Annotated in this window: 13 protein-coding genes; 2 read left to right on the top strand and 11 right to left on the bottom strand. The window is 66.2% G+C overall.

The genetic code is table 11. The features are described 5' to 3' along the window. Positions 1-23: 23 nt before the first annotated feature. The 10 genes from F4692_RS18770 to F4692_RS18815 form a co-directional block, all read right to left on the bottom strand. Complete coding sequence (locus F4692_RS18770; protein ID WP_179621264.1) at positions 24-1472, bottom strand: SCO6880 family protein; 1449 nt, start codon at positions 1470-1472, stop codon at positions 24-26. 6 nt (positions 1473-1478) lie between these two features. Further along, positions 1479-2750 carry a TrbL/VirB6 family protein gene (locus F4692_RS18775; protein ID WP_308645380.1) on the bottom strand — a complete coding sequence of 424 codons (1272 nt, stop codon included), beginning with the start codon at positions 2748-2750 and terminating at the stop codon, positions 1479-1481. A gap of 31 nt (positions 2751-2781) precedes the next feature. Next, positions 2782-3087 carry a DUF6112 family protein gene (locus tag F4692_RS18780; protein WP_139624216.1) on the bottom strand — a complete coding sequence of 102 codons (306 nt, stop codon included), beginning with the start codon at positions 3085-3087 and terminating at the stop codon, positions 2782-2784. Positions 3088-3119: 32 nt separating this feature from the next. Continuing rightward, a complete protein-coding gene (locus tag F4692_RS18785; RefSeq protein ID WP_179621266.1) occupies positions 3120-3410 on the bottom strand; it encodes a DUF6112 family protein in 291 nt (96 codons plus the stop codon). Between the two features lie 49 nt (positions 3411-3459). Next, positions 3460-6276 (bottom strand): HEAT repeat domain-containing protein, encoded by a 2817-nt coding sequence (locus tag F4692_RS18790; RefSeq protein ID WP_179621267.1) that lies wholly within the window; start codon positions 6274-6276, stop codon positions 3460-3462. 211 nt (positions 6277-6487) lie between these two features. Beyond that, on the bottom strand, positions 6488-7606 hold the full coding sequence (locus tag F4692_RS21655; RefSeq protein WP_179621268.1) for a C40 family peptidase: 1119 nt from the start codon (positions 7604-7606) through the stop codon (positions 6488-6490). Positions 7607-7613: 7 nt separating this feature from the next. Then, complete coding sequence (locus tag F4692_RS18800; protein WP_179621269.1) at positions 7614-8279, bottom strand: hypothetical protein; 666 nt, start codon at positions 8277-8279, stop codon at positions 7614-7616. 45 nt (positions 8280-8324) lie between these two features. Next, complete coding sequence (locus tag F4692_RS18805; protein WP_179621270.1) at positions 8325-9302, bottom strand: ParB N-terminal domain-containing protein; 978 nt, start codon at positions 9300-9302, stop codon at positions 8325-8327. Continuing rightward, a complete protein-coding gene (locus F4692_RS18810) occupies positions 9295-10143 on the bottom strand; it encodes a serine/arginine repetitive matrix protein 2 (RefSeq protein WP_179621271.1) in 849 nt (282 codons plus the stop codon). The genes F4692_RS18805 and F4692_RS18810 overlap by 8 nt, the downstream gene beginning before the upstream one ends. Before the next feature lie 334 nt (positions 10144-10477). Next, positions 10478-11386, bottom strand: a complete 909-nt coding sequence (locus F4692_RS18815) for a bifunctional DNA primase/polymerase (RefSeq protein WP_257030051.1) — start codon at positions 11384-11386, stop codon at positions 10478-10480. Between the two features lie 301 nt (positions 11387-11687). Here F4692_RS18815 and F4692_RS18820 point away from each other — a divergent pair, with 301 nt between their 5' ends. Together F4692_RS18820 and F4692_RS18825 are read left to right on the top strand one after the other, a co-directional pair. After that, positions 11688-15602 carry a GTPase gene (locus F4692_RS18820; RefSeq protein ID WP_179621272.1) on the top strand — a complete coding sequence of 1305 codons (3915 nt, stop codon included), beginning with the start codon at positions 11688-11690 and terminating at the stop codon, positions 15600-15602. Next, positions 15595-17253, top strand: a complete 1659-nt coding sequence (locus F4692_RS18825) for a GTPase (protein WP_179621273.1) — start codon at positions 15595-15597, stop codon at positions 17251-17253. Before F4692_RS18820 ends, F4692_RS18825 begins: the two co-directional genes overlap by 8 nt. A 54-nt stretch (positions 17254-17307) precedes the next feature. Here F4692_RS18825 and F4692_RS18830 read toward each other — a convergent pair whose 3' ends face one another. Next, positions 17308-19695 carry a LysM peptidoglycan-binding domain-containing protein gene (locus tag F4692_RS18830; protein ID WP_179621274.1) on the bottom strand — a complete coding sequence of 796 codons (2388 nt, stop codon included), beginning with the start codon at positions 19693-19695 and terminating at the stop codon, positions 17308-17310. Positions 19696-19900: the final 205 nt, after the last annotated feature.

Raw genomic sequence — 19900 nt, forward strand, 5'->3', positions numbered from 1 at the left:
GGTTTGGACGATCTGCGGAGGGATCAAACCCGGCGGCAGAGTGGGAGCGCACTCGCCGCGAAGGACTGCGCCTGCTGTCCCCAGAGCCGGCGCGTCTCGCACGACGCTTGGATCGCCGCCTGCTCGATCGCCGCGACAGCGCGCTCGAGCTCGTCGGGGTCACCAGCGCTGACGGCGACGAACCCGGTCGCCCGCAGGACTCCGTGCCCGGCGGTGAGGTCGGCCTCCTGCTGGAGGACGTCCTGGTACTCGGCGGTCTGCTGGGCGTCCTCGATCTGGCCGATCTTCTGGCGCTGGGCGGCGTCGGAGATGTACTCGGTCTTCTTCTTGCGGATGTCCCGAGCAGCGCGATCGGTGCGCATCGGCGTGTAGAGCAGTGTGAAGGTCCGCCGGATCCCCGAAGACAGCAGCAGCGGCGCGAGGAAGCCGGGGTACACGAGGGACCGCGGCCACTCGCTGATCCAGAGGACGCAGTGGTGCGCGGAGTCACTGCGCAAGGAGCCCCACGCTTCGTTGACCGCGACGGGCCCCGCGGTGGCGAGGTCCCCGCCTATGTCGCCCTGCCGCTCGAGTGCGCCCGCGACGGCGGGGTCGTACGCCGACCTGAGGATCAGCGCAAGGTCGCCGGGCGTGAGCCATTCGCCGGGGGAGAGGTCGGCGGATCGGAGGGCGGCGAGCATGGTCGCCATCTCCTGTCGGAGTACGGCGGCCGCCCCTCGCATGCCTCCGCCGGCAGCCCGGATCGCTCGTCCGGCCACCTTCATGTCGAGTGAGATCGAGACGGTCGATGCATGGCGCTCGCCTGCCGGACCAGCGCGGTCGACCAGTTCGCCGTACGTCGTCGACGCCCACGAGGCTGAGCGGTTGCCGTGCTGCTCCCACCAGTCCGCCAGGCCCTTGCCGGAGTCAGGGAGCGTCCGCTCCATCACCTGCACGGAGGCGATTCGCCCTGAGCGGCATGCCGTCGCGAGGACGCGGCCCCACGAGACGACTCGGCGTTCCTGCTCAGCTGGGTCGAGCAGCACAAACGCGGGGTGGGAGACACCGATGATCGCGGTCAGGGTGGCGGCGTGCGGGTCGTGAACCATGACGGCGTCCGTCTCGGGGTCCACCCACTGACGCAGGCGCGCCGCGTCGCCGGGCAGGGCCAGCGTGCCGGCGGGGCGCGGCTTCACGATCCTTCGGCGGTACAGCAGTTGTCCGCCGGTGGATCGCCAGAGCCATCGCGCGCGGATCGGCGCCCACTCGATGAGCTTGCGCCCTCTGACACCAACGAACGCCAGCGCGACCAAGAACAGGATGATCGGGAACGTCATCACCACGGCGCCGACGTACAGACCGACGATCAACGTGCCCGACGCGAGGCTGGCCATCAGGAGTTGGGGCCCGGAGAGACCGAGCAGGACGCCGCGTCGGGTCAGGCGCGAGAACTTGACCGGGGTCAGCTCCGGTTCGCGGGTCGTCGTGGCCACGGCCGGTCACTTCTTCCCAGCGGTGTCGACCAGCGTCGAGTCCGCGACTGGGGGTGGGACTGTCGAAGGAGCGGCGGACTCATGTGCCTGTGCCTGTCCGGTCGCCTGGGCAGCGACGAAGTTGCCAAGCCGAGGACCGGCCGCTGCCGCCTCCTTTGCGACCACGACTCCGGCGGCAGCTGCGCCGCCCGCGGCTGCGGTTCCTCCGGCGGCACCGCCGGATCCGGCGCTTCCGCCTTTAGCTCCAGTCGACGGTCCGCCGGCGGATGGTCCCGTGGCCCCGGGCGAGGTGCCGGAGGTCGTACCGCCGCCACCGTCTGCGCCGCCCGCGATCAGGACCTTGGCCGGCTCGCTGCCCGTGCGGCGAGAGAGCGGGATCGGCATCGGCCGGTTGAGCGAGGACTTGGCTTCCTGCTCGGCCGACATCGCGTGGTACATGTCGAAGCCCATGAAGGCGATGGCCTTGTAGGTCAGGTACGGCGCGAAGCCGGCCATCAGCATCAGTACGACGCCCGCCATCGGCTGGCTGACGGACTCGAGGTCGGCGTCGATCGGCGCCGAGACCTGGGCGGTGGCGAGCAGGAAGATCACCACGAGGACGACCTTCGAGAGGATCATCGCGATCACGAACGTCGCCCAGCGGCTCAGCCACGTCCGGGTGTGGTCCCAGCTGGCACCTGCGAGCGCGATCGGTGCGAAGACAATCGCGATCAGAAGCAGGGCCTTGCGGATCAGCAGGCTGATCCACACGACCATCGCTCCGATGATGGCCAGGCTGGCGAGGAAGATCGTGATGATCGCTCCGGCGCCCGGAGCGCTGAGGTTGATGGCGCCGAGTCCTGCGGCGAGTACGGCGACCTTGTCGCCCATCTCGTTCATGTTGGTGCCGGCTGCGTTGACGATGCCGATGCAGAGCTGGTCCGTGATCTCGAGCGCGGTTGCGAGCAGAGCGAGCGCGACGAACGATCCCAGGATCGACTTAGCCAGGCCGAGTGCGGCCCTGGAGAGAGCGGCTGGTTCGCGTCGGAGCATGCCGCCGATGACCTGGAGCATGAAGAAGCCGAGCATCACGAAGACCCCGACGCCGAACATGATGTTGTAGACCTTCGTGTACTCGCCGCTGGTCACATCGACGTACGTCGTGGTGTCGATGACCTTCCAGACGGAGGTGAACATCCACTCGGCCGCGCCGCCCATGCCCTGAGCGAGCCAGTCGAACGGCGCGGTGATCACCGCGCCAGCCGCGTCCCCGGCGGCGTTGCAGACCTCCTGGATCACCGGTACGTCGCAGACACCCATGATCGATTCCTCAGACCTGCTGGCCGACGTTCCAGAAGAAGTTCACCAGTGTCACCGAGGCGCCGCAGACGATCGCGGCACCCAGGGCTACGAGAACGCCGAGCTTGCCACGACCGGCAAGGTGCGGGTTCGACGAGTTGGCCCCCAGCGCCCAAACGATCGCCGAGATGATCAGCGCGAGTACGGCGAGCACCAGGCCAACCGTCATGGAGGCTCCGACGATCTTCTTGAGCTGACCGATCCCGGGCAGGCCGTTGGAGTTCGGGTCGATCGAGATGTCGAGGGGGAGCAGGAGTGCTGCTGTGAGTAGGTCCATCGGAGGCTCCTGACGTCGGACGGGCGGACGTCTTAGAGGTGCGGGCCGATGTCCAGCAGCCAGTTGGCCCAAGTGAGCGCGGCGCCCGTCAGCGCCGCTCCGCCGATCGCGACGAAGCAGCCAAGCTTCGCCTTCTGAGCGGTGTGCCAACTGCCCGAGCTCGAAGCAACGGCCCAGGTCGTGACCGAGATGACGAGCATCAGCACGGCGACGATCAGGCCGTAGGTGAGAAGGGCACCAACGATGGTGCGGAGGTTGCCAGCGCCGCCGACGGCACCGAAGTCAGGCCCAACCGTAGTTGTGATGACGTCGCGGCTGCTCATGCTTCGAGGTGCTCATACCGCACCACTACGGGAGTCAGCAGTAATCGCGCTACGCGTGCTCCGCGGGCCCTGGCTCATCATGCACGAGGCGGATGAGAACCTCAGGCGTCGTGGCGGAGTTCCTAAGGAGCCGCTCTCGGATGTCTGGGTCAGAGGCGTGTGAAAGCAGTGCCTCCAGCACGTCCCCAGGGCAGGCCGGATTGGACGCTGCTAGCCGCAGTACCTCGATGCTGGAGTTCAGAGATGCTGCGCGAACTCCATCCTCTGAGTCTCCCGAGGCCAACTCCATCAGCAGTTCTTGAGGTGCATTCGGGTTGACCGCGATCAGGTTAAGCAGCGCAGGGTCCGAGGTGACTCGGGCGGCTCGCGCAAGAGCTGCTGGGGGAGCGATCGGATTTCGAGCCAGCGCGTCGATGACCTCTCTTGAGTCAAACGGGCGTTGGGAGCGGCCGTAGTGACTAGGCGGATCGCAGAAGACGCTCAATACGGTGGGGTTCGTCGAGCTCACGAGTCGTGCGAGCTGCTCAGCCGATGCCTTCGGGTGCTTTGCGACACCAACGTGGGTGTCGATGTCGTCCGTCGCGACCAGCAGGTCTAGGACAGATTCCGGTGTGCGCCAGAACTCCGCGACCGCACGCCAGATGTCTGGCTCGCCTTCGTTTACGAGGTGGGCGAGCGGCGCAGCTGGCGGGTCCTCCCAATGATCAGTGTTGAGGTATGAGTCAACAACGGCCCGCCGAACGATGGGGTCCGGATCGAAGGCGAGGCGTGCGAGAAGTTCTTTCCGCTCTTCGCTGTACGGTGCCAAACCGGAGTTGGAGGCGACAGCGGCGCGAACATCACCTCGGTCGTCCCGTGAAAGCAACACTAGGGCTTGGATCGCCTTGATGTCTTCCGTGTGCCGGCACGAGCGCTGCGTCCAGGCCGCCGCGGCGCGACGGACCGATGGGTCCTGATCCCTGGCCAACGAAAGCAGGACAGACCCGGGCGTAGATCGGTTCGAGGCGACCGCGCGCCTCACGTTGACATCAGCGCTCGTCGCGAGTTCATGAAGGATGTCGGGCGCAGTTGCCTCGGCACTCGCGAACCGGAGGGCTTGAGCCGCACCGCCGGCAACTTTGGTCCACTCGAGTTTCGAGATGGCGATGTCGAACTGATGCGAGAGGGCGGCTCGATCCTTCTCGAAGGTGGCAGGGTCCAGGACATCGACGTAGTACGACCCGCCCTCGTCCATTGGCGCGTACTCCCTCTTCTTCGTCCATCGTGGCGCAATCCAATGGGCATCCCGCAGACGAGACAAGATCTCGATCGGGGTGGTCCGCCGGAGAAAGCCGCGGAGGATCGATTCGCGCGATTTGGATAGCGCCTGGGAAAGATCGTCGGCAAGAAGGATGCGGAGGACCTCCGACATACCTGCTTCAGGTAGGGCGGGGTTCGCAATCAGTGAGTCGAGCAGAGACCTATGAGAGCGAAGCAGGTCCTCGCCCTGTGTTCTGGCACGGCTGGCCCCGCTCGGAAGTCGCAGGAACGCTGTGGACGCCGTGCGCGCGATCTGGATGAGAGCGTCGGGCGGGGCGGAAGGATTTGCCGCGAGTCCTTCCAACGCCGAGACTTCGGCGATTCTGACTTGGGTCAAGTTGTACTCATCGGAGGGGCTGTCGTAGCCCGCTGACCACCGCGTGTTGTTCCCAGCGTCACCTGCTTCGACGACACGACGGCACATGGCTGCTGCAAGCTGCTGGAGCGCCATCGAGGGTGTCGAACAGTTGGCCGCGACGGCGGCACGCACGCTCATCTCAGTGTCGTCTGCCAGACGTGTAAGGATCGCCGAAGGCGTCGCAGGATTGCCGGCGACTCCCTGCCGGATCTTGGGAGATGGATCGACCGCCAGTCGAATGAGCGACTCCGCTGGAGCGCTCGCGGACTCCGATGCAGCGGCTCGGCATGCCTCGCTCGGGTCGGCCGCCAGAGCCGCGAGGGTTTCGGCGGGTGTCGAGGCATTGCGCGCGACCGTCTCGCGTACGCCGTCGTCAGGATGGCGCCCGAGCTGCTGGAGGACGTCAGCTGGCGCTGCTGCATGCTGAGCGATCTGACGGGCAGTGTGTGCATCACTCTTGGACGCGAGACGTCGCGCGATGCCCGGACGATCCTCGGCGGAGGTCGATGGGTTCCTCCACAGCCCCGTGAGGACGCCGAGGTCATCGGTCTCGACAAGTCGGGCCAATACCTCAGGGGAAGAGGAGGCCTTCGCCTGTGCAAGCGCAGCGACACGGGGCGACGAATCGCCACACAGGTCTTCGAGTGTTGTTCGCGAAACGTCCTGCGCTTCTGCAACTGCCCGGCGAACCAGCTCTTCACTATCGTGAACAAGCACCTGGCGCTCCGCGTGCTTGCCATACGCCCGGGCGATTGAGGCGCGGTCGGCCGGGGCGCCGAGGAATCCTGTCTGACGCACTACGTCTGCGAGGTCCGTTTGCGTCATCAGCCTGGCCCGCGCGATCAAGGGAGTGGCCCGATTTGACGCGACCGCGCGGCGAATTTCCGGTTCTTTGCTACCCGCCAGCGTCTGAAGGGTTTCTGGGGGTGTCGACTCATTCGAGGCGACTGCGAGTCGTTGCTCGACGCCGGACTCCGGGTCCGCGGCCAAGGCGGCCAGCACCTCTCCGCTGGTTGACGGATTGCCGCCGACATTCGCTCGAACTGCCGAGTCCGACGAACGCGCCAATCGGGCGAGAGCTGACACCGGCGTTGAGGGGTTCGCGGCTACGGCGATGACGACCCCACGCCGAGAACTATCTGCGAGCTGTTCGAGGGCAGCGGGGCTACTGCCCGGATCCCGGGCGGCCTTATGGGGGAAGAGGATCAAATCAGGCCTCCGCTGTCCTCTATGAGGGTGTGATCGTTGCCCAGGGCGTCGCTTGTCAGCCTGCCAGAATCTGGGTCCGTCCGGTGGACGAACTGTGACGCTTGAGCCGATGCTTCTCCCCGGCGGTTGAAAGGCGCGGCGCTCCCAACCCCGAGTAACGCGGCCCTTTTTGCGCCGAGGATGGCCTTTCCCTCCGACACAACCTCGCTCGTCAGTGAAGTCGGCGGACCATCATGACCTCACCGGAGAACTCGCTGATCGTCCCGTAGCGAACGACGTCACCGGTCCGCGGCGCGTGGAGGATCCTGTCGCCGCCGACGTAGATCGCGACGTGATGCGGGCCCCCCGCGCCGGGGTAGCTGAAGAAGATCAGGTCGCCTGGTCGCTTGAACGCCCACGGAATGCCAGTGCCGCGGTGGATCTGGTCGCCGGAGTAGTGGGGCAGACGGATGCGTCCGCCGGAGGCTTGGTAGGCCGCGTGCAGGACGAGCCCGGAGCAGTCGAAGCCGCCGCCCGTGGGCCCCTCGAAGTTGCCGCCGCCCCAGACGTAGGGCTTGCCGAGCTGTGATGCGGCCGCCTTGATGAAGTTGCCGGCGAACCCCGGGGGAAGGTTCAGCGGCACTTCGCCCGCCGGCTCGGCACAGGCGAGGTCCCTGGAGAGCGATACGCCGCTCAGCGTCGCCAGAACCTTCTCCGCGATGGGCTGGTTGACGGCGTACCTGTCGGGATAGGCCGAGACCTGCACGGCCTGGGCGGCGGCGCCGGAATCCATCGATGCCCACCCGTCGATGTCGAGCAGGCCCCGCGGCGAGCCGTGGTTCGGGCCGCTGGGTCCGCCGTAGAAGGCTCGGGATGACCAGACGGGATCCATCAGGTTCTCGACGCTGCCCCATCCAGCGGCGGGGCGTTGCTGGAAGAGGCCCACGGAGTCGTGGTCGCTGCCGTCACCGTCGTTCGGGATGTCGCCGGAGTGAGGGTAGGCGCCGACGTTCGACAGGACCCGAAGAGATGACTCGGTTAGCGCGGTCATGATCGCGATCAGCTGGCCGCGGGCCGGGATGTTCTCGCTCTGGCCGGTGGCGATGATCGCCGCGGCCCGGATGAGCTGCTGTTGGTTGAGGGTGACGGTCTCACCGTTGGTGTTCGTCGCGCTGAGGCTGTCCGGCACCGGGCCGCTGACGCCAAGGCTCTCGGTCGCCTGACCTTCCCACATGCAGCTGCCCGATCCCGCGGCAGCGGGGCTGATCAGGGTCGCGACGCCGAGGACGGCGGCGCCAGGTGCGAGAAGTACGGCGGCCGCGGCGCCAACCACGAGCACCTTGATGCCCACGGCGTCGTCACCTGAGTGGGTTGTCGAGCTGCGAGAGCCGCAGGACGTGACAGCGATCGAACGAAGGCTCGCAAGCGACGAAGACGGTGAACGCGACCGGGTGCGACGACTCGGCGCTCTCGCCGTTCCAAACGCCGCTCCGGTGCCGCGTGCCGGTGACAGTCACGGCCGTCGTACCCGGTCGGAGGTGGCCGTGAGCCTGCTGGACCGCGGAGTTCCAGGACTCCGGAACGTAGGCGTCGTCGATCTCGATCGTCTGCCGTACCTCCATCGCCCCGAGGTCGAGCCATTGGTCGACCGTTGGCAGGTAGGTGGCCACGTCGGCGATCAGGCCGGGAGCCTCCTCGCCGGAGGGGTCGGCATCGGCCAGGACGGCCGCGGTGTAGTCGCTCGGCAGGAAGCCGAGGCTCGTGTCCCAATCGAACAGTGACGACGCGACTGCGCGTGAGTACGCGATCGGATCGTTCGTGCGGGGGAGCGCGCGATCTTTGAGCGTGACCACCGGAGTCGCCTCCTCCGGAATCGCCCCGAACTCTCCGGGCGGTGGAGACGCCGGAGTGGACTCGGCGGACTGTGGTCCACGCACGAGTCCGTAGATGCCGACGGCGAGGGTAGCGAGGGTGAGGACGCAGCCGAGGATGACGGCGATCTGGCGCCAGGTGAGGTTGCGCATCGTGGCTCCGAGGTCGAGGTTGCGGACACTCGAGAGGTACGCCGATCAGGCCGACGCGGCCGCCGTACGCGCCTCACGGAGCTGGTCACGCAGCTCGATCGTCTCGGCGACGACGCGCTCGAAGCGCGCCCAGTCGTCGTCCTTGAGAGCAGCCGCAAGCTCCGCGACGTCGTACAGCGCGGTCCACCCCTCGAGCTCGGACCACATCAGCACGAACGACCGCGGGCTGTGGTGCTTCGGCGCGCGCTTGGCCTTGCTCCGCAGAGCGCGTAGGCGCTTGGCGTTCTCTTCCTCCTGAACCCGCTTGAGCGCTTCGACGGAGAGTCGGGCGACTTCGTCCTGCTCCTGCCGGGACGGGGAAGGCGGCTGGCTCGCCAGTTCGACGGCGGCCTTCACGCGCTTGTACGCAGGTGATACCGGGGCACCGTCGTCGATCTCCCTCAGCATGTTGGCTGCGAACTCGCGGACGGACGCGCCGAGCGCTTCGGCCTTGGAGACCGCCTCGATCCAGTTGGTCTGCTCGAGGCGCTGCCATGCGTCCCTGCCGGTCAGCCGCTGCGCTGCGCGAGTTCGGGCGTCACCGCACGGGTCCGGGGAATCCCCGGAGCCGGAGGCTCCGCCATCGCGACCTGCCCCGCCGAACTGCGTGGCGGCCATTCGACGCTGGGCATCCTCCTGCTCAAGCATCTTGATCTCGGCGTACAGCCGGGCGGTCTCTACCGGGGAGAGCGGCTTGCGCTGCTCGTTCTCGTCCTGCTGGGCGAGCAGGTGCGAGAGCTGATCTGAGATGCCTGAGCGGACCCACACGTTCAGGGTGCGCCGCCCGAGCCGGCGCAGCGCTTCGAGCCGGCGCCAGCCGCAGATCAGGACGCCGTCGGGGGTGATCGTGACGGGCTGGAGCAGGCCGACCTCCTCGATCGACTTTATCAGCGCGTTCAGGTCGCCCGGATCCTTGCGGTGGCGTACGCCGACGGTGATCGAATCGATCTGTCGCTCGAGCTCGATGTGCCCCTTGTCAGACATCGATCCTCCTGGCGACCTTCGGGGCAGAGTCGCGGATCTCAACGACGAGCCCGTCGTCGGCGAGCAGGTCGACGACCTTCCAGTCGCAGACCAGCATGGCGAGTACGCCAACGCCGGCCCGGGTCGCGGCGGCGGCCTTGTCAGGGTTGCCGAGCACGATCCGCAGCACGGTGGCCCAGGAGTCGCGGTCCAAGTCGAGGGCCACGCGGCCGGCCAGGTCGCGCCGGAGGTAGGCGTGGGCGACGTGGCGGTCGCCGGCTTCCATCAGCCGTGTGGCGATGTAGTCGAGGGTGCATGTCGCGCTGCCGCTCGGCCAGCCGAGAGCGACGAACATGCTGATCACGAGGTTGAGCGCCTCGAACGCTGTCGTCGGCGCTGTCACTCCGGGCTCCAACCGCGGCGCCGCCGGGGCTGGGTCCGCCGTCGACGGGCCCCGGCTCTCAGCGAGGAGTTCGAGGAACCCCGTCTCGTCCTCGCCGAAGCGGCGAGCGTCGTGGTGACGCATGACCTCCCGCCTGCGCGCTTGGGCCGTCGAGCAGAGCAGCCCGGCCGCGCGCTCCTCGGCGATCAGGCTGACCTGGACGGCACGGGTGATGACGGCCCACGGGTCGTCCGCGCACCTGACCGCGCGCGAGCGCATGGCCTCGAAGGCGGCGTACGCCGAGTCCTCCGACTCGCAATTGTGAGCGCGCGCGAGCGATCGGTACTTGCGGATCGTGAACTGCATCAGCCGCTCCGCCTCGGGGTCCTGCCGCCAGGCCCAGTAGCCGACGCTCTCCCGGTCGTGAAGGCGCTGCAGGAGTGCGCGGAGTCCTTCAGGGGTGGCGAACGAGGCGCTCACAGTCCCAGTCCTTCCTGGCTCACGGTGGGCGCTGCTCGGTGTGGTCCGGGGTGGCGGAGCGTTCGGGTCGTCGTGGCCGGCGTACGGCGCGCTCGTCGTACGAGCTCCGTCTGGAGATCGATCCCGCGGCCGACCATCGGGCTGAGGTAGGAGCCCAACTCAGTGGGGCGCACCCATGCGATCCGCTTCTGCATCTGCTCGCGTGCGGGCTGTTCGGGCCCGAGCAACGGATCACGGTGTCGTGCAAGCTCGCTGGCGGTGGGCTCGACACCCTCGGCGGGGCTCGGGCGCTCGGGCGGCCGATAGCTGTGGCGGCGGTACTCGGCATGAGTGTTCACAGGTGGATCCCTTCACTCGCTGGGGTAGGGCCCGGGCGGCTCCCCGGGCCGAGCCGCATGGCAATGCGGAACGCGGAGTTGACCGTGGTCTCGATCTCGCGGTCCGGGAGTCCGGCGTACTGGGCTGCCGGCCCGAGCCAGCCCATGACGTCCGCGCGGCTCAGCCCGTTCTCGACCAGCCGGCACGACGCCCAGAAGAGGGCACGGTTGCGGCCGCCCTCCGGCGTGAGCGCGACGGTTCGCGCCAGGGCGTCGGGGCGGCAACCTGTGGCGGGCATGCCGGGCGGCGGGGGAGTCCGCGCCGGTCGCGGTGGCTCCAGGAACCGGCGAAGCGCGGCCGCATCGACGGGCCTCGCCGGGTGCGTGGCGACGGCGATGACGTCGTACGACCGCTGGATGCCGTCAATCGTGACGCGCGACGGGGGAGCGATGACGTAGCCGCCGTCGCCGCGGAAGTCGATGTGCGCCGTGGGAACTTGCCAGCTGCGCTGCTCCTGGCCGCGGACGTTCGGGTAGTAGGCGTGGAGCCCGCCAGAGGGTGTTCGTACCAGCCACGCCCACCCGTCCCCGAAGCTCTGGCTTCGTGCTCGTTCGAAGGCGTCGAATCCGCTGGCGCCGGCGTGCACGTCGACATCGACGACAAGGACGCCAGTCGGTGCGCCCGTGGGTAGGCCGATGTTCGCGTTGGGGGTGCGTTGCCACCAGGCGTGGACGACGCGGGCGACGGAGGTCGCGTCGTGGAAGCCGTTGGGCGTGAGCGGCTGCTTGCCGCCCGGGACGCACGGGAAGACCGGGATCCCGAGGTTGGCGTAGCGCAGTGCGGCGGCCGCGAGCGTCGGCTCGTCAGCGACTCGCTGCATCGTCGACACCGACCACGTCGGAACCGGGTTGGTGGGGTCGAACATGCCCCAGACGATGCGCCGTCAGGTATCCACGATTTCGGGATACCTGGACGGATCGGAGAGGGGGATACCTGCGTTTGCGCAGGTCAGCAGGTATCCCCAAGTCGTTGTGATCAGCCCGGCGAGATGGGGTCTCTCACCCGGTTGCTGATGTCAGACGGGGCACTGGCATGGGTGCGATTGGCGGTGGCGAGGGACGAGCGAATGGGCCAATCGGCTCAAATCTGTCGGGCCACGTCACTAACCTTGCTCTGATGGTTCTGTCAGCAGTCTCTGAGGCAGCCACGGGGTCGCCTTGGACACCATGGCCGAGTGGGCGTCCCCACAGCGATCGCCGACGGTGGAAGCAGTGAACGCCGAGGCTCGCGACCACTTCGTCCGAGCTGATATCGACGGCGCGCAACGAACGCCGGAACCCGAGCCCGAGAGGGCAATGCGCGGAGCGGTCGAATCTGCGATTGCCGCAAGTGAGCACGAGGTTCGATACCTAAAGTCACAAATCGGCAGTGCCGAGGCTTCGCTCCGATCAGCATCCCAACGCGCCCAGGATGCCTTCAAGGGCGTTGAGCACGACGGCGCCGACTCCCTGAAGAAGGCATCGGTGGCCATCGCCAACCTGTTGCAGGGTGCGAGCAACGACATCCATAGCTATTTCGGCAGGTACGAGGAAGTTCTCAAGACGTTCAACATCGCACTCTTCGGCAGGACAGGAGCAGGGAAGAGCAGCCTCATCTCCGCTCTCGCTGAGCTCGATGGCGGGAGAGTCTCCCGTGGTGAGAGCGACTGGACGGTGGATGTCACCCCTGTCGAGTGGAACTCCTGCCGGCTGTACGACACCCCCGGGATCAACGGCTGGGGTCGAACCCGAAGCGTTGAGAACCTTGAGACGGCTGCTCGTCGTGCCGTCGAGGTGGCCGATGTGGTGCTCTTGTGCTTCGACACGCAGAGCCAGCAGGCCAGTGAGTTCTCGAAGGTCGCGGCTTGGGTTCAGGAGTTCTCGAAGCCTGCCGTCGCAGTCTTGAATGTGCGCAACTCAATGTGGCGACACCCTGCCCGGATGACAGTGGCGACCGGCCGGGCCAACGTGCAGAAGAGTGTTCGGGAACACGCCTCGAACATTCGCGACTCACTGGCTTCGATCGGCATGGACGCCGTCCCCGTGGTCGCAATCCAAACTAAGCGCGCCCTCGCCGCGAGGGCCAGGGACCCTTACCGGGGGCCGGATGAGGTGAACCACGGGCTCGCGCGCAAAGAGTTCGGGTTGGACTACTTGTACACCTGGTCGAATCTCGGCACTCTTCAAGACCTGATCTCCGCCCTGGTGAAGTCTGGTGGAAAGGAGTTGCGGGTCAACGGCCTTCGTGAGGGCGTGCGCTCTGTTTTCGATGGATGGCAAGAAGCACTCGGTCGCGAGGCCGCTGACATCCATGGACGCCTCTCCATCCTCGACGCTGCCATCGCGGAGGAGTTCGACGTCCTTGGCTACCCGGACGCCCTCGGTGACTCCCAATGGGTGTCCTTGGACGCACTGTCGGCTGTGGAGGACGCTCGTGGCGGTCCGTACAAGTCCCGGAAGGTTGGCCGCTTCGAGCGCCACGCCAGCCAAGTGATTCGCAATGAGCTCGGCGCCTTGAAGGTGACGTCGCTCAAGGAAGCAAGCAACGCTGTGCGCGACACGTTCGACAAGAAGATCTCTCTTGGTCAAGAGGAATTCGTCAAGCGCGTCTTTGACGACACGTTGATCCAGGTCGCCTCAAAGAAGGCTGCTCACCGCTCGGCGGCCTTTCTCGCGCGGGAGCTTGAGATGACCGCGACCGAGGCGGCCGCTGACTTCGAATTCGAGCAGCGGCTCTTCAAGGTGGACGGAAAGGCTGGCAAGGTCGGCGACCGGGTCGGGATTGCGGCACGCTTCCTTGGAGTCGCCGGTGGAGCCGTCGGAGCCGGGATGGCCATCGCCATCGCCGCCAACTGGTGGAACCCGATCGGATGGGTCGGTGCGGCCGCTCTGGTTATTACTGGTGTGGTCTCAACCGTGCTGGCCTGGTTCGGTAAGAAGCGGCAAGCGAACGCGGAGAAGAAGAGGTTGCGCGCTCGCAAGGAGGCTCTCGGAAGCGCCCGGCTGAGCGTGACCAAGGCATACCGCCAGTTGGAGGAGAGCTTGGCCCAGTCGTTCTTGGATGAGGCGCGGAAGTCGCGGGCGCCTGCCGTGCAGAGAAAGCTGGCTGACTACCTTGCGGTTTCCACCGCCCAAGGTGCCATCGTCCGGGCCGCGGAAGAGATCCGGCAGCGGGCACAAGAGATGGACCGGGCAGGTTCCCCGGCTTCCGTGATGCGCGATGCGCTCAAGCACCTTGAGGCCGCGAGCGATGGATCCGTGGGGGCGAATGCGATTCTCCTTGGAGAGGATTGGATCCAGGTGGGCGGCGAGCGTATCGATGTGCCGGTTGTCCATCACGATGAACTGCGCGCGCTGGCCGACCAGGACACCAAGCACTTGGTGAGAGCGGTGACCGCTACCAGCCACTTGGTCGCCCCCGAGGAGTTCACTCGATGGCTCGAAGGCTTCACAGCGTTGGCCGAGCGAAGCCCAGAGGTCAAACAGGCCCAGCACACAACACGTCAGATGCTGGACAAGCCACCGCGTGTCGTTCTCTTCGGCGACTACAACACTGGCAAGTCATCGCTGATCAAGAGACTCCTCGCGGAGGTCGACACCCCGACGCCAAAGAGTCTTCGCGTGGCGGGCAAGCCGACTACGGTCAAAGACACGGCGTACAAGTGGCACGACGTGGATCTAGTCGATTCACCTGGCCTCCAGTCCCTCAATCTGGAACATGACTTCAAGGCCAGGAGGTCGGTTTCGGGAGCTTCCATCGCCATTGTGGTCGTGAATGTCAACCTGGTGATTGGCGACGACTCAGCTCTCAAGGGATTCTTGGTAGGGACGGACGTCACCCGGGCCAAGCAGAGGAACACCATCTTCGTCATTGGCAGGGCCGACGAGCTCGGCGTCGACCCGCTGGGCAGTCCCACGCAGTTCATGCGCCTGCGCAGCCAGAAGGAGTCTGAGCTCCGCGCCCTGCTTGCGCGTTGGGGCGTGGACGACATTCCAATCCACACGCTGTCCGCTGACCCGTACGGGACCGTGGGTGATCTCCCTGCATCGGGGCCCGCGAGCTATGAGCCTCTGCATCGACAGTGGGATGGCATCGCACCGCTCATCTCGGCACTTGAGCGCGCCAGCGAGGAACGAGAGCTGCTCGCGCAGGTTGGTGCTGTGGATCTTGCTGTCGATGGGCTGCTCGCCGCCAGGCAAGCCCTACTCGGGGACCTGGACGACCTGAACAACACCGGGGCCGAAGAGTCGTCGATCCTGAATGCAATCCGGCGTGGTATCCGATCGGGGGAAGTCCTTCATAGCTCACTAGTCGCCGACGTCAGGTCGATGACTCGATCGCACGCAGAAAGAGCTGCAACTGAGGCCATGTCTGCGCCCCAGGAGCAGTTGGAAGCGGCCGCCAAGGCAGCAGCCGAGTGGTGGGTAGACCCCGAGTTCCAGGCTGACGCTGCGGCCTTCTACGACGACGCCCAGAAGAAGATCGCAGCGTGGAGCGATGAGACCGAGTCCGACGTCTCCAGGAGTCTCCGATGGAACAACAGGCGCAGCAGGCGCAAGGGTCCTGACGTGCTCCGGAGGGCCAACCGGGTCAAAGACGGTGTGAAGTACGGGCGGGGTGTCAACAATGCCGCCAAGGCGGTCGCAAACATCTTCAAGGAGCGCGACGCGCTGTACGCCGCCGTGAAGAGGTTCACGGACATCAAATTCAAGCCGTGGGGTGCAACCAAGGCAGCCGCAAAGGTTGCGAAGGTGGGTGCGGTTCTCGCCGTCGTTGGAGTCGTTCTCGACATCGGAGCTTTCGTCTCGGATCAGGTCGCCGCCGGCAAGCGCGAGGAAGCCCGGAAGCGACTCGCAGACGCCATCGACGAGACGATTGACCAAGTCGAGAAGATGCTCCTAGTCGGAGACAAGAAGAATCAAGGTCCCGGAAGGGTTCTGGATGACGCCTTGATCCGTCTTGCCGACTTGAGCGACCAAAGCTCTGCGCGGCAAATCGACATCGAAGCCTTAATTCACGAGAAGCAAGAGCTCGTGAAAGCAATCGAGGAGCTCCTGGGTGAGAATTCCTTTGGAAAGCGGAAGGTCGGACGCAATGTCTGAAGATGTGACACTGGTGGACAGAGCGCAGGGGTGGCTAGCTGCGTACGGGAACGCCCACGATGTGGCTGCGGCGCGTGACGCATGGGAGTCGTTCGACGCCAGTCCTACAACTGCCACCGTCTTCGGCGCTTACGACTCTGGAAAGTCATCTCTGCTCCGAAGACTTCTAGTGGATGCGGACATCCCCGTTCCCAAGTGGCTGACAATCAGTGCAAGGCACGAGACCTTCGCGGCCTCCGAGATCGCGTATCGAGACGTCCTCCTCAGAGACACTCCCGGTGTCTCCCCAGGGAGTACGGACGCCAGGGGTGAAAGCAACACGGCCACAGCCCTCGAAGCCATTAGGACCACCGATGTTCTAGTTGTGGTCGTGACATCGCAGTTGCTCACAGGCGAGCGCGCGTTGGTGGCGAACGCCCTCGACCTCCCCTGGAGCGACGGCGCACTCTGGTTTGTCATCTCGCGCTTCGACGAAGCCGGCGTAGATCCAGAGGGCGACCGGGACGGCTACCGCGAGTTGGCGGCGAGCAAGCGGCGCGAGTTGGCGGAGGAGTTGGAACGCACCCTGGGCAGGGACCTAAAGGCGCGAGTATTCGTCGCCTCGCCGGACCCGTACGGCATCGTGGGAGCGAACCAGGATGCGGACCCTGCGGTCTGGGACCCATTCCGCGAATGGGATGGGCTCGAGGAGATTGCCACGCAACTCGCAGCGCTCCCACTATCGGCAGGGTCGTTGCGCGCTGCAGCCGCCGAACGATTCTGGATCGGCGAGGTTCGGAAACAACTCGCAACGGTGGACGCTCAGGAAGCCGAAGTTGAGAGCGTCGCGAGGACCACAAGCGACTTGGCTGCCCGAGTCGACCAGCTAAGCACGCGACTAGACGAACTTCGCGTTGGGGCGCGCAACGACCTGATGACCGCCGTTGGTGGTGTGGTCGACCAAGCGATGACGTCTTCTGTGCTCACCGAGGAGGGCCTCAAGAACAGACTCATCGAGGCCCTCGAACTGTGGTTGGAGCGGCAGGGAGCTGAGTTGGCTTCCCTGGCGCAAGACATGGAGGACCAACTCGAGCAGCAGGTCGCCAGGCCCAGTTGGCAAGGTCTGAAGCGACTGATCGAGCAAATCTCGGTGCACCTTCCGACCGACGAATCGGCTAGCGACGGCGACGTCATCAAGATCGGCGCCTACAAGAAGCCGCTCCTTGATCTCAATAAGGACCTTGCGAAGACGACAGCCGATCTCAAGGCCGTCTTCGAATCCAAGGCGAAGGGAACGAAGCAAGCAGCTGTCGCGGCAGCCGAGACCGGGGCCGAGACGGTGTCCAGAGTCGGAAAGTTCTTCAAGGGCGTCGACGCTGCGACCAAGGTCGTCCCGTTCGCGCTCGATGCGCTAGACCTCATTAGCCAGATCAACAACGACGCGAAGGCAGCCGAAGCGAAGGTCCAGAGGCGAGCCGCGATCGACGAGCAACTCGAAGCCATCAAGAGCCGCGCAGTTGATGAGAACTACGGTGCTTTTCGAGCCGAGTGCAACGAGTTGGCGACCGTCCTCTCGGAGTTAAAGGCGGGCATTGACGCGGTCGCGAGGTCGCTTGACGAGCGGCGGGAGTTTTGCGATTCCGCACGCCAGGAGGCTTCGACTCTCCTCTAGCGGCGCTTGGGTGCCAACGACGTGGCGGTGGCTATGGCATCCGAGTTGGCCGATTCATCCGGTCGGTCGCTGGCGTGTCTCGGACCGAGGCACATGGTCGGTGAGCTCTGCCGTGCGGGGCGGAGTCTGGATCGGGCCAAGGTCGTCGTCGCTGCGGTTGAAGACCTTGTTCCGTAGCCGTCCGTCAGCTCCCTCAACATCCCCCAAGGCTCGGTCGACCGCGACGCGGTCGAGGTTTGCAACCTCGTCGTACGGCGACGCGGCGAGGGTGACGCTGGACGCGAAGTCGGCAAGGCCGAGGTCGCCGAGGGCCAGTGCATGGGTGGTGACGATGTGGCCGACATCGACGATCGCGGCGGTCATGATGTGGTCGAGTCGGTCGCCCTCAAGAAGCCATCCCCACCCGTCTTTGCGGAGGTCGGTGAACGGCTCGCCGCTGACGAGGTGCAGCGCCGCGATGAGGTCTGCCATCCCCTCGGCACCGCGGCTCTGGCCGCGCGCGCGGAGGCGCCTGAACAGGTCGAGATCGCAGAGAACCCCGTCGAGGGCGTACGTCGCCGGGACGCCGTCCTGATGGGTCTGCTGAGCGCGGGGGAGGAAGGGCTTGCCAGCCCGGTTCTGCCCGAGCCACTTCCGGATGATGCTCAGGTCGGACCGCGCCTTCTGAGGACGGATGGAGAGGTCCTCGGCGAGCTTCTCGGCGGTGACCCCGTTCGGGTGGAGCGCGAGGTAGGCGAGGAACTCGACGTAGTAGGGCCGGCGGTGGGCCGTGGCTGTCGCGTCGCCCAGAGTCCTGACCGTGACCGGACCCAGCAAGGTCACCTTCGGGGCCACGGGAACCGGGGAATCCCAGCGGGCGAGGTCCTCGTCGAGGTCCGGATCGGAGGCATGAATGGCCTCGGCGGCTTCCGGAGACGCGTTGGGGGCGAGAGTCTCGACGTCATCGACGGTCGTCGCTGCGCGGTCGGCATACACGTGGGTGTCGAGCGGCAGAAGTGATGCGGAGCCCGCTGGCTGGTCCTCTGGGCGCGGTTCCGTCAGTTCGTCGACGAGCGCACCCGCGCAATTCGTCACGGTCCGTTCGTCGACAGCACGGGGGACCGGCACCACCTCGGCCTCCGTGGTGAGATCGATCAGCGCGGCACACGCCTCCGCCTCGGCGGCAGTCAGCCCCGCGGAAGCGAGATCCAGGTCAAGAGAAGGAATCCGCAGACGGCCATCGGCGCTCAGGTGGAGGTCGACGAACGGCGGGCACGGTTCTCCTCCGACGCTGACCAGAGCTAGGCCGGAGCGTCCCGAGAAGCCAACGAGGGCCCCGGCCAAGTGCGTCAGGTCCGGACCGCTGTCGCCGCCCGCGATGACCGCGGCGTGAAACTCGTCTGGTTCGCCGGTCGGGCTGGCGGTCGCGAGGTGGTCGGCCAGAGCGCGAAGGAACGTGTCATCTCCGGGGTCGTGGACGTGGACGAAGTCGCGATTGATGGAGGTCAGTTCTCCGCCGATTCCCAGTGCCTCGATGTGCACCGGAGAGGCCCAAGGGTTGACGACCAACTCTGCCATGAGATGGCGAGCCAGCGCCGCGTTGCGGTCGCTGTGCCCGGTCAGCGCCAAGGCGCGAAGCTCCTCGAGATTGAGCAGAACGAGTGATCCGTTGTTGGCCTGCCCGACGCTGACCAGCATCGGGTACGGCGACAGTCCGTCCGGGGGTGGAGTCGGGACCGCCTCGACAGGGATGTGCCATGCAGCGCCTTCTCCAGTCCATGGCTTGGGGAGTTCAGCCGGCTCCGCCAGTGTCAGCACGATCCGGCTCGCAGAGAGTCGGACGGAGACCAGGCGAGGTGCAGATTCAAGGCCTCGAAGGGCCGCATCGAGTTCTTCGATCGGGTGGGCGGTAACGGCTCCGGACACCTGAACGGACTTCTCGACTGCGAGCAGGTCGTCCGGCGGCGGCGCGATGATCATGCCGGGCCGGCGATAGCGCAGCTGTGTCCGCCGATGCTGTCGGAGCACCAGCCAGAGCGACCCGGCCAGGAGTGCTCCCGCGCCGGCCAGTCCAGGGAGCAGCCACGTCGGGGTGATGTCGTCCTCGGCAGGCTCGGGGGAAGCCTGGTCGGGTTCGGGGTCGGATGCTTCGGGAGCGGGCGGAGTACCACTGTCGGTGGGTGGAGTCGTCTCCTGCCCTCGTGGGTCCTGAGCATGCTTCGGCTTGTGCGGCTCGGCCGGATCTGACTCTCCAGGGATGGTTAGTTTCCAGCCGGGGAAGATGAGATCCGGGTCGGAGAGGTGGGCGCCGTTCGGCTGAACAGTGTCGCGCGATGCTCGGAAGATCGACGGGTAGGCATCAGCGTCGCCCAGTTGGTCCTCGGCGATCTCGGAGAGGGTGTCACCGTGCTGGACGACGTACGAGCCGCCCGAAGAGTCATCCGCGACGGGGACCTTGAGCACGGTTCCGGGCAGCAGGAAGTCGGGACGCCCATCGAGGACGGCCTCGTTGAGGGCAAGAGCTCTACGTACCGCGTGCCGTCGCCGAGTCGTTCTTCGGCGATCTTCCAGAGGCTGTCGCCGCGCTTGACCGTGTAGTGCTCGGTCTGCGGCTGGACCGTCTGCACGTGCTCGTCTGCTCGCGGTTCTGGTGGCGCATCCAGAGCAA

The sequence above is a fragment of the Nocardioides cavernae genome, from assembly GCF_013410035.1.
Classification (GTDB): Bacteria; Actinomycetota; Actinomycetes; order Propionibacteriales; family Nocardioidaceae; genus Nocardioides; species Nocardioides cavernae_A.

Excerpts from the sequence above, each read along its gene's own strand:
- F4692_RS18820 (WP_179621272.1), top strand. The coding sequence starts at position 11,688 with ATGGCCGAGTGGGCGTCCCCACAGCGATCGCCGACGGTGGAAGCAGTG.
- F4692_RS18780 (WP_139624216.1), bottom strand. The coding sequence starts at position 3,087 with ATGGACCTACTCACAGCAGCACTCCTGCTCCCCCTCGACATCTCGATC.
- F4692_RS18785 (WP_179621266.1), bottom strand. The coding sequence starts at position 3,410 with ATGAGCAGCCGCGACGTCATCACAACTACGGTTGGGCCTGACTTCGGT.
- F4692_RS18815 (WP_257030051.1), bottom strand. The coding sequence starts at position 11,386 with ATGTTCGACCCCACCAACCCGGTTCCGACGTGGTCGGTGTCGACGATG.
- F4692_RS18800 (WP_179621269.1), bottom strand. The coding sequence starts at position 8,279 with ATGCGCAACCTCACCTGGCGCCAGATCGCCGTCATCCTCGGCTGCGTC.
- F4692_RS18805 (WP_179621270.1), bottom strand. The coding sequence starts at position 9,302 with ATGTCTGACAAGGGGCACATCGAGCTCGAGCGACAGATCGATTCGATC.
- F4692_RS18825 (WP_179621273.1), top strand. The coding sequence starts at position 15,595 with ATGTCTGAAGATGTGACACTGGTGGACAGAGCGCAGGGGTGGCTAGCT.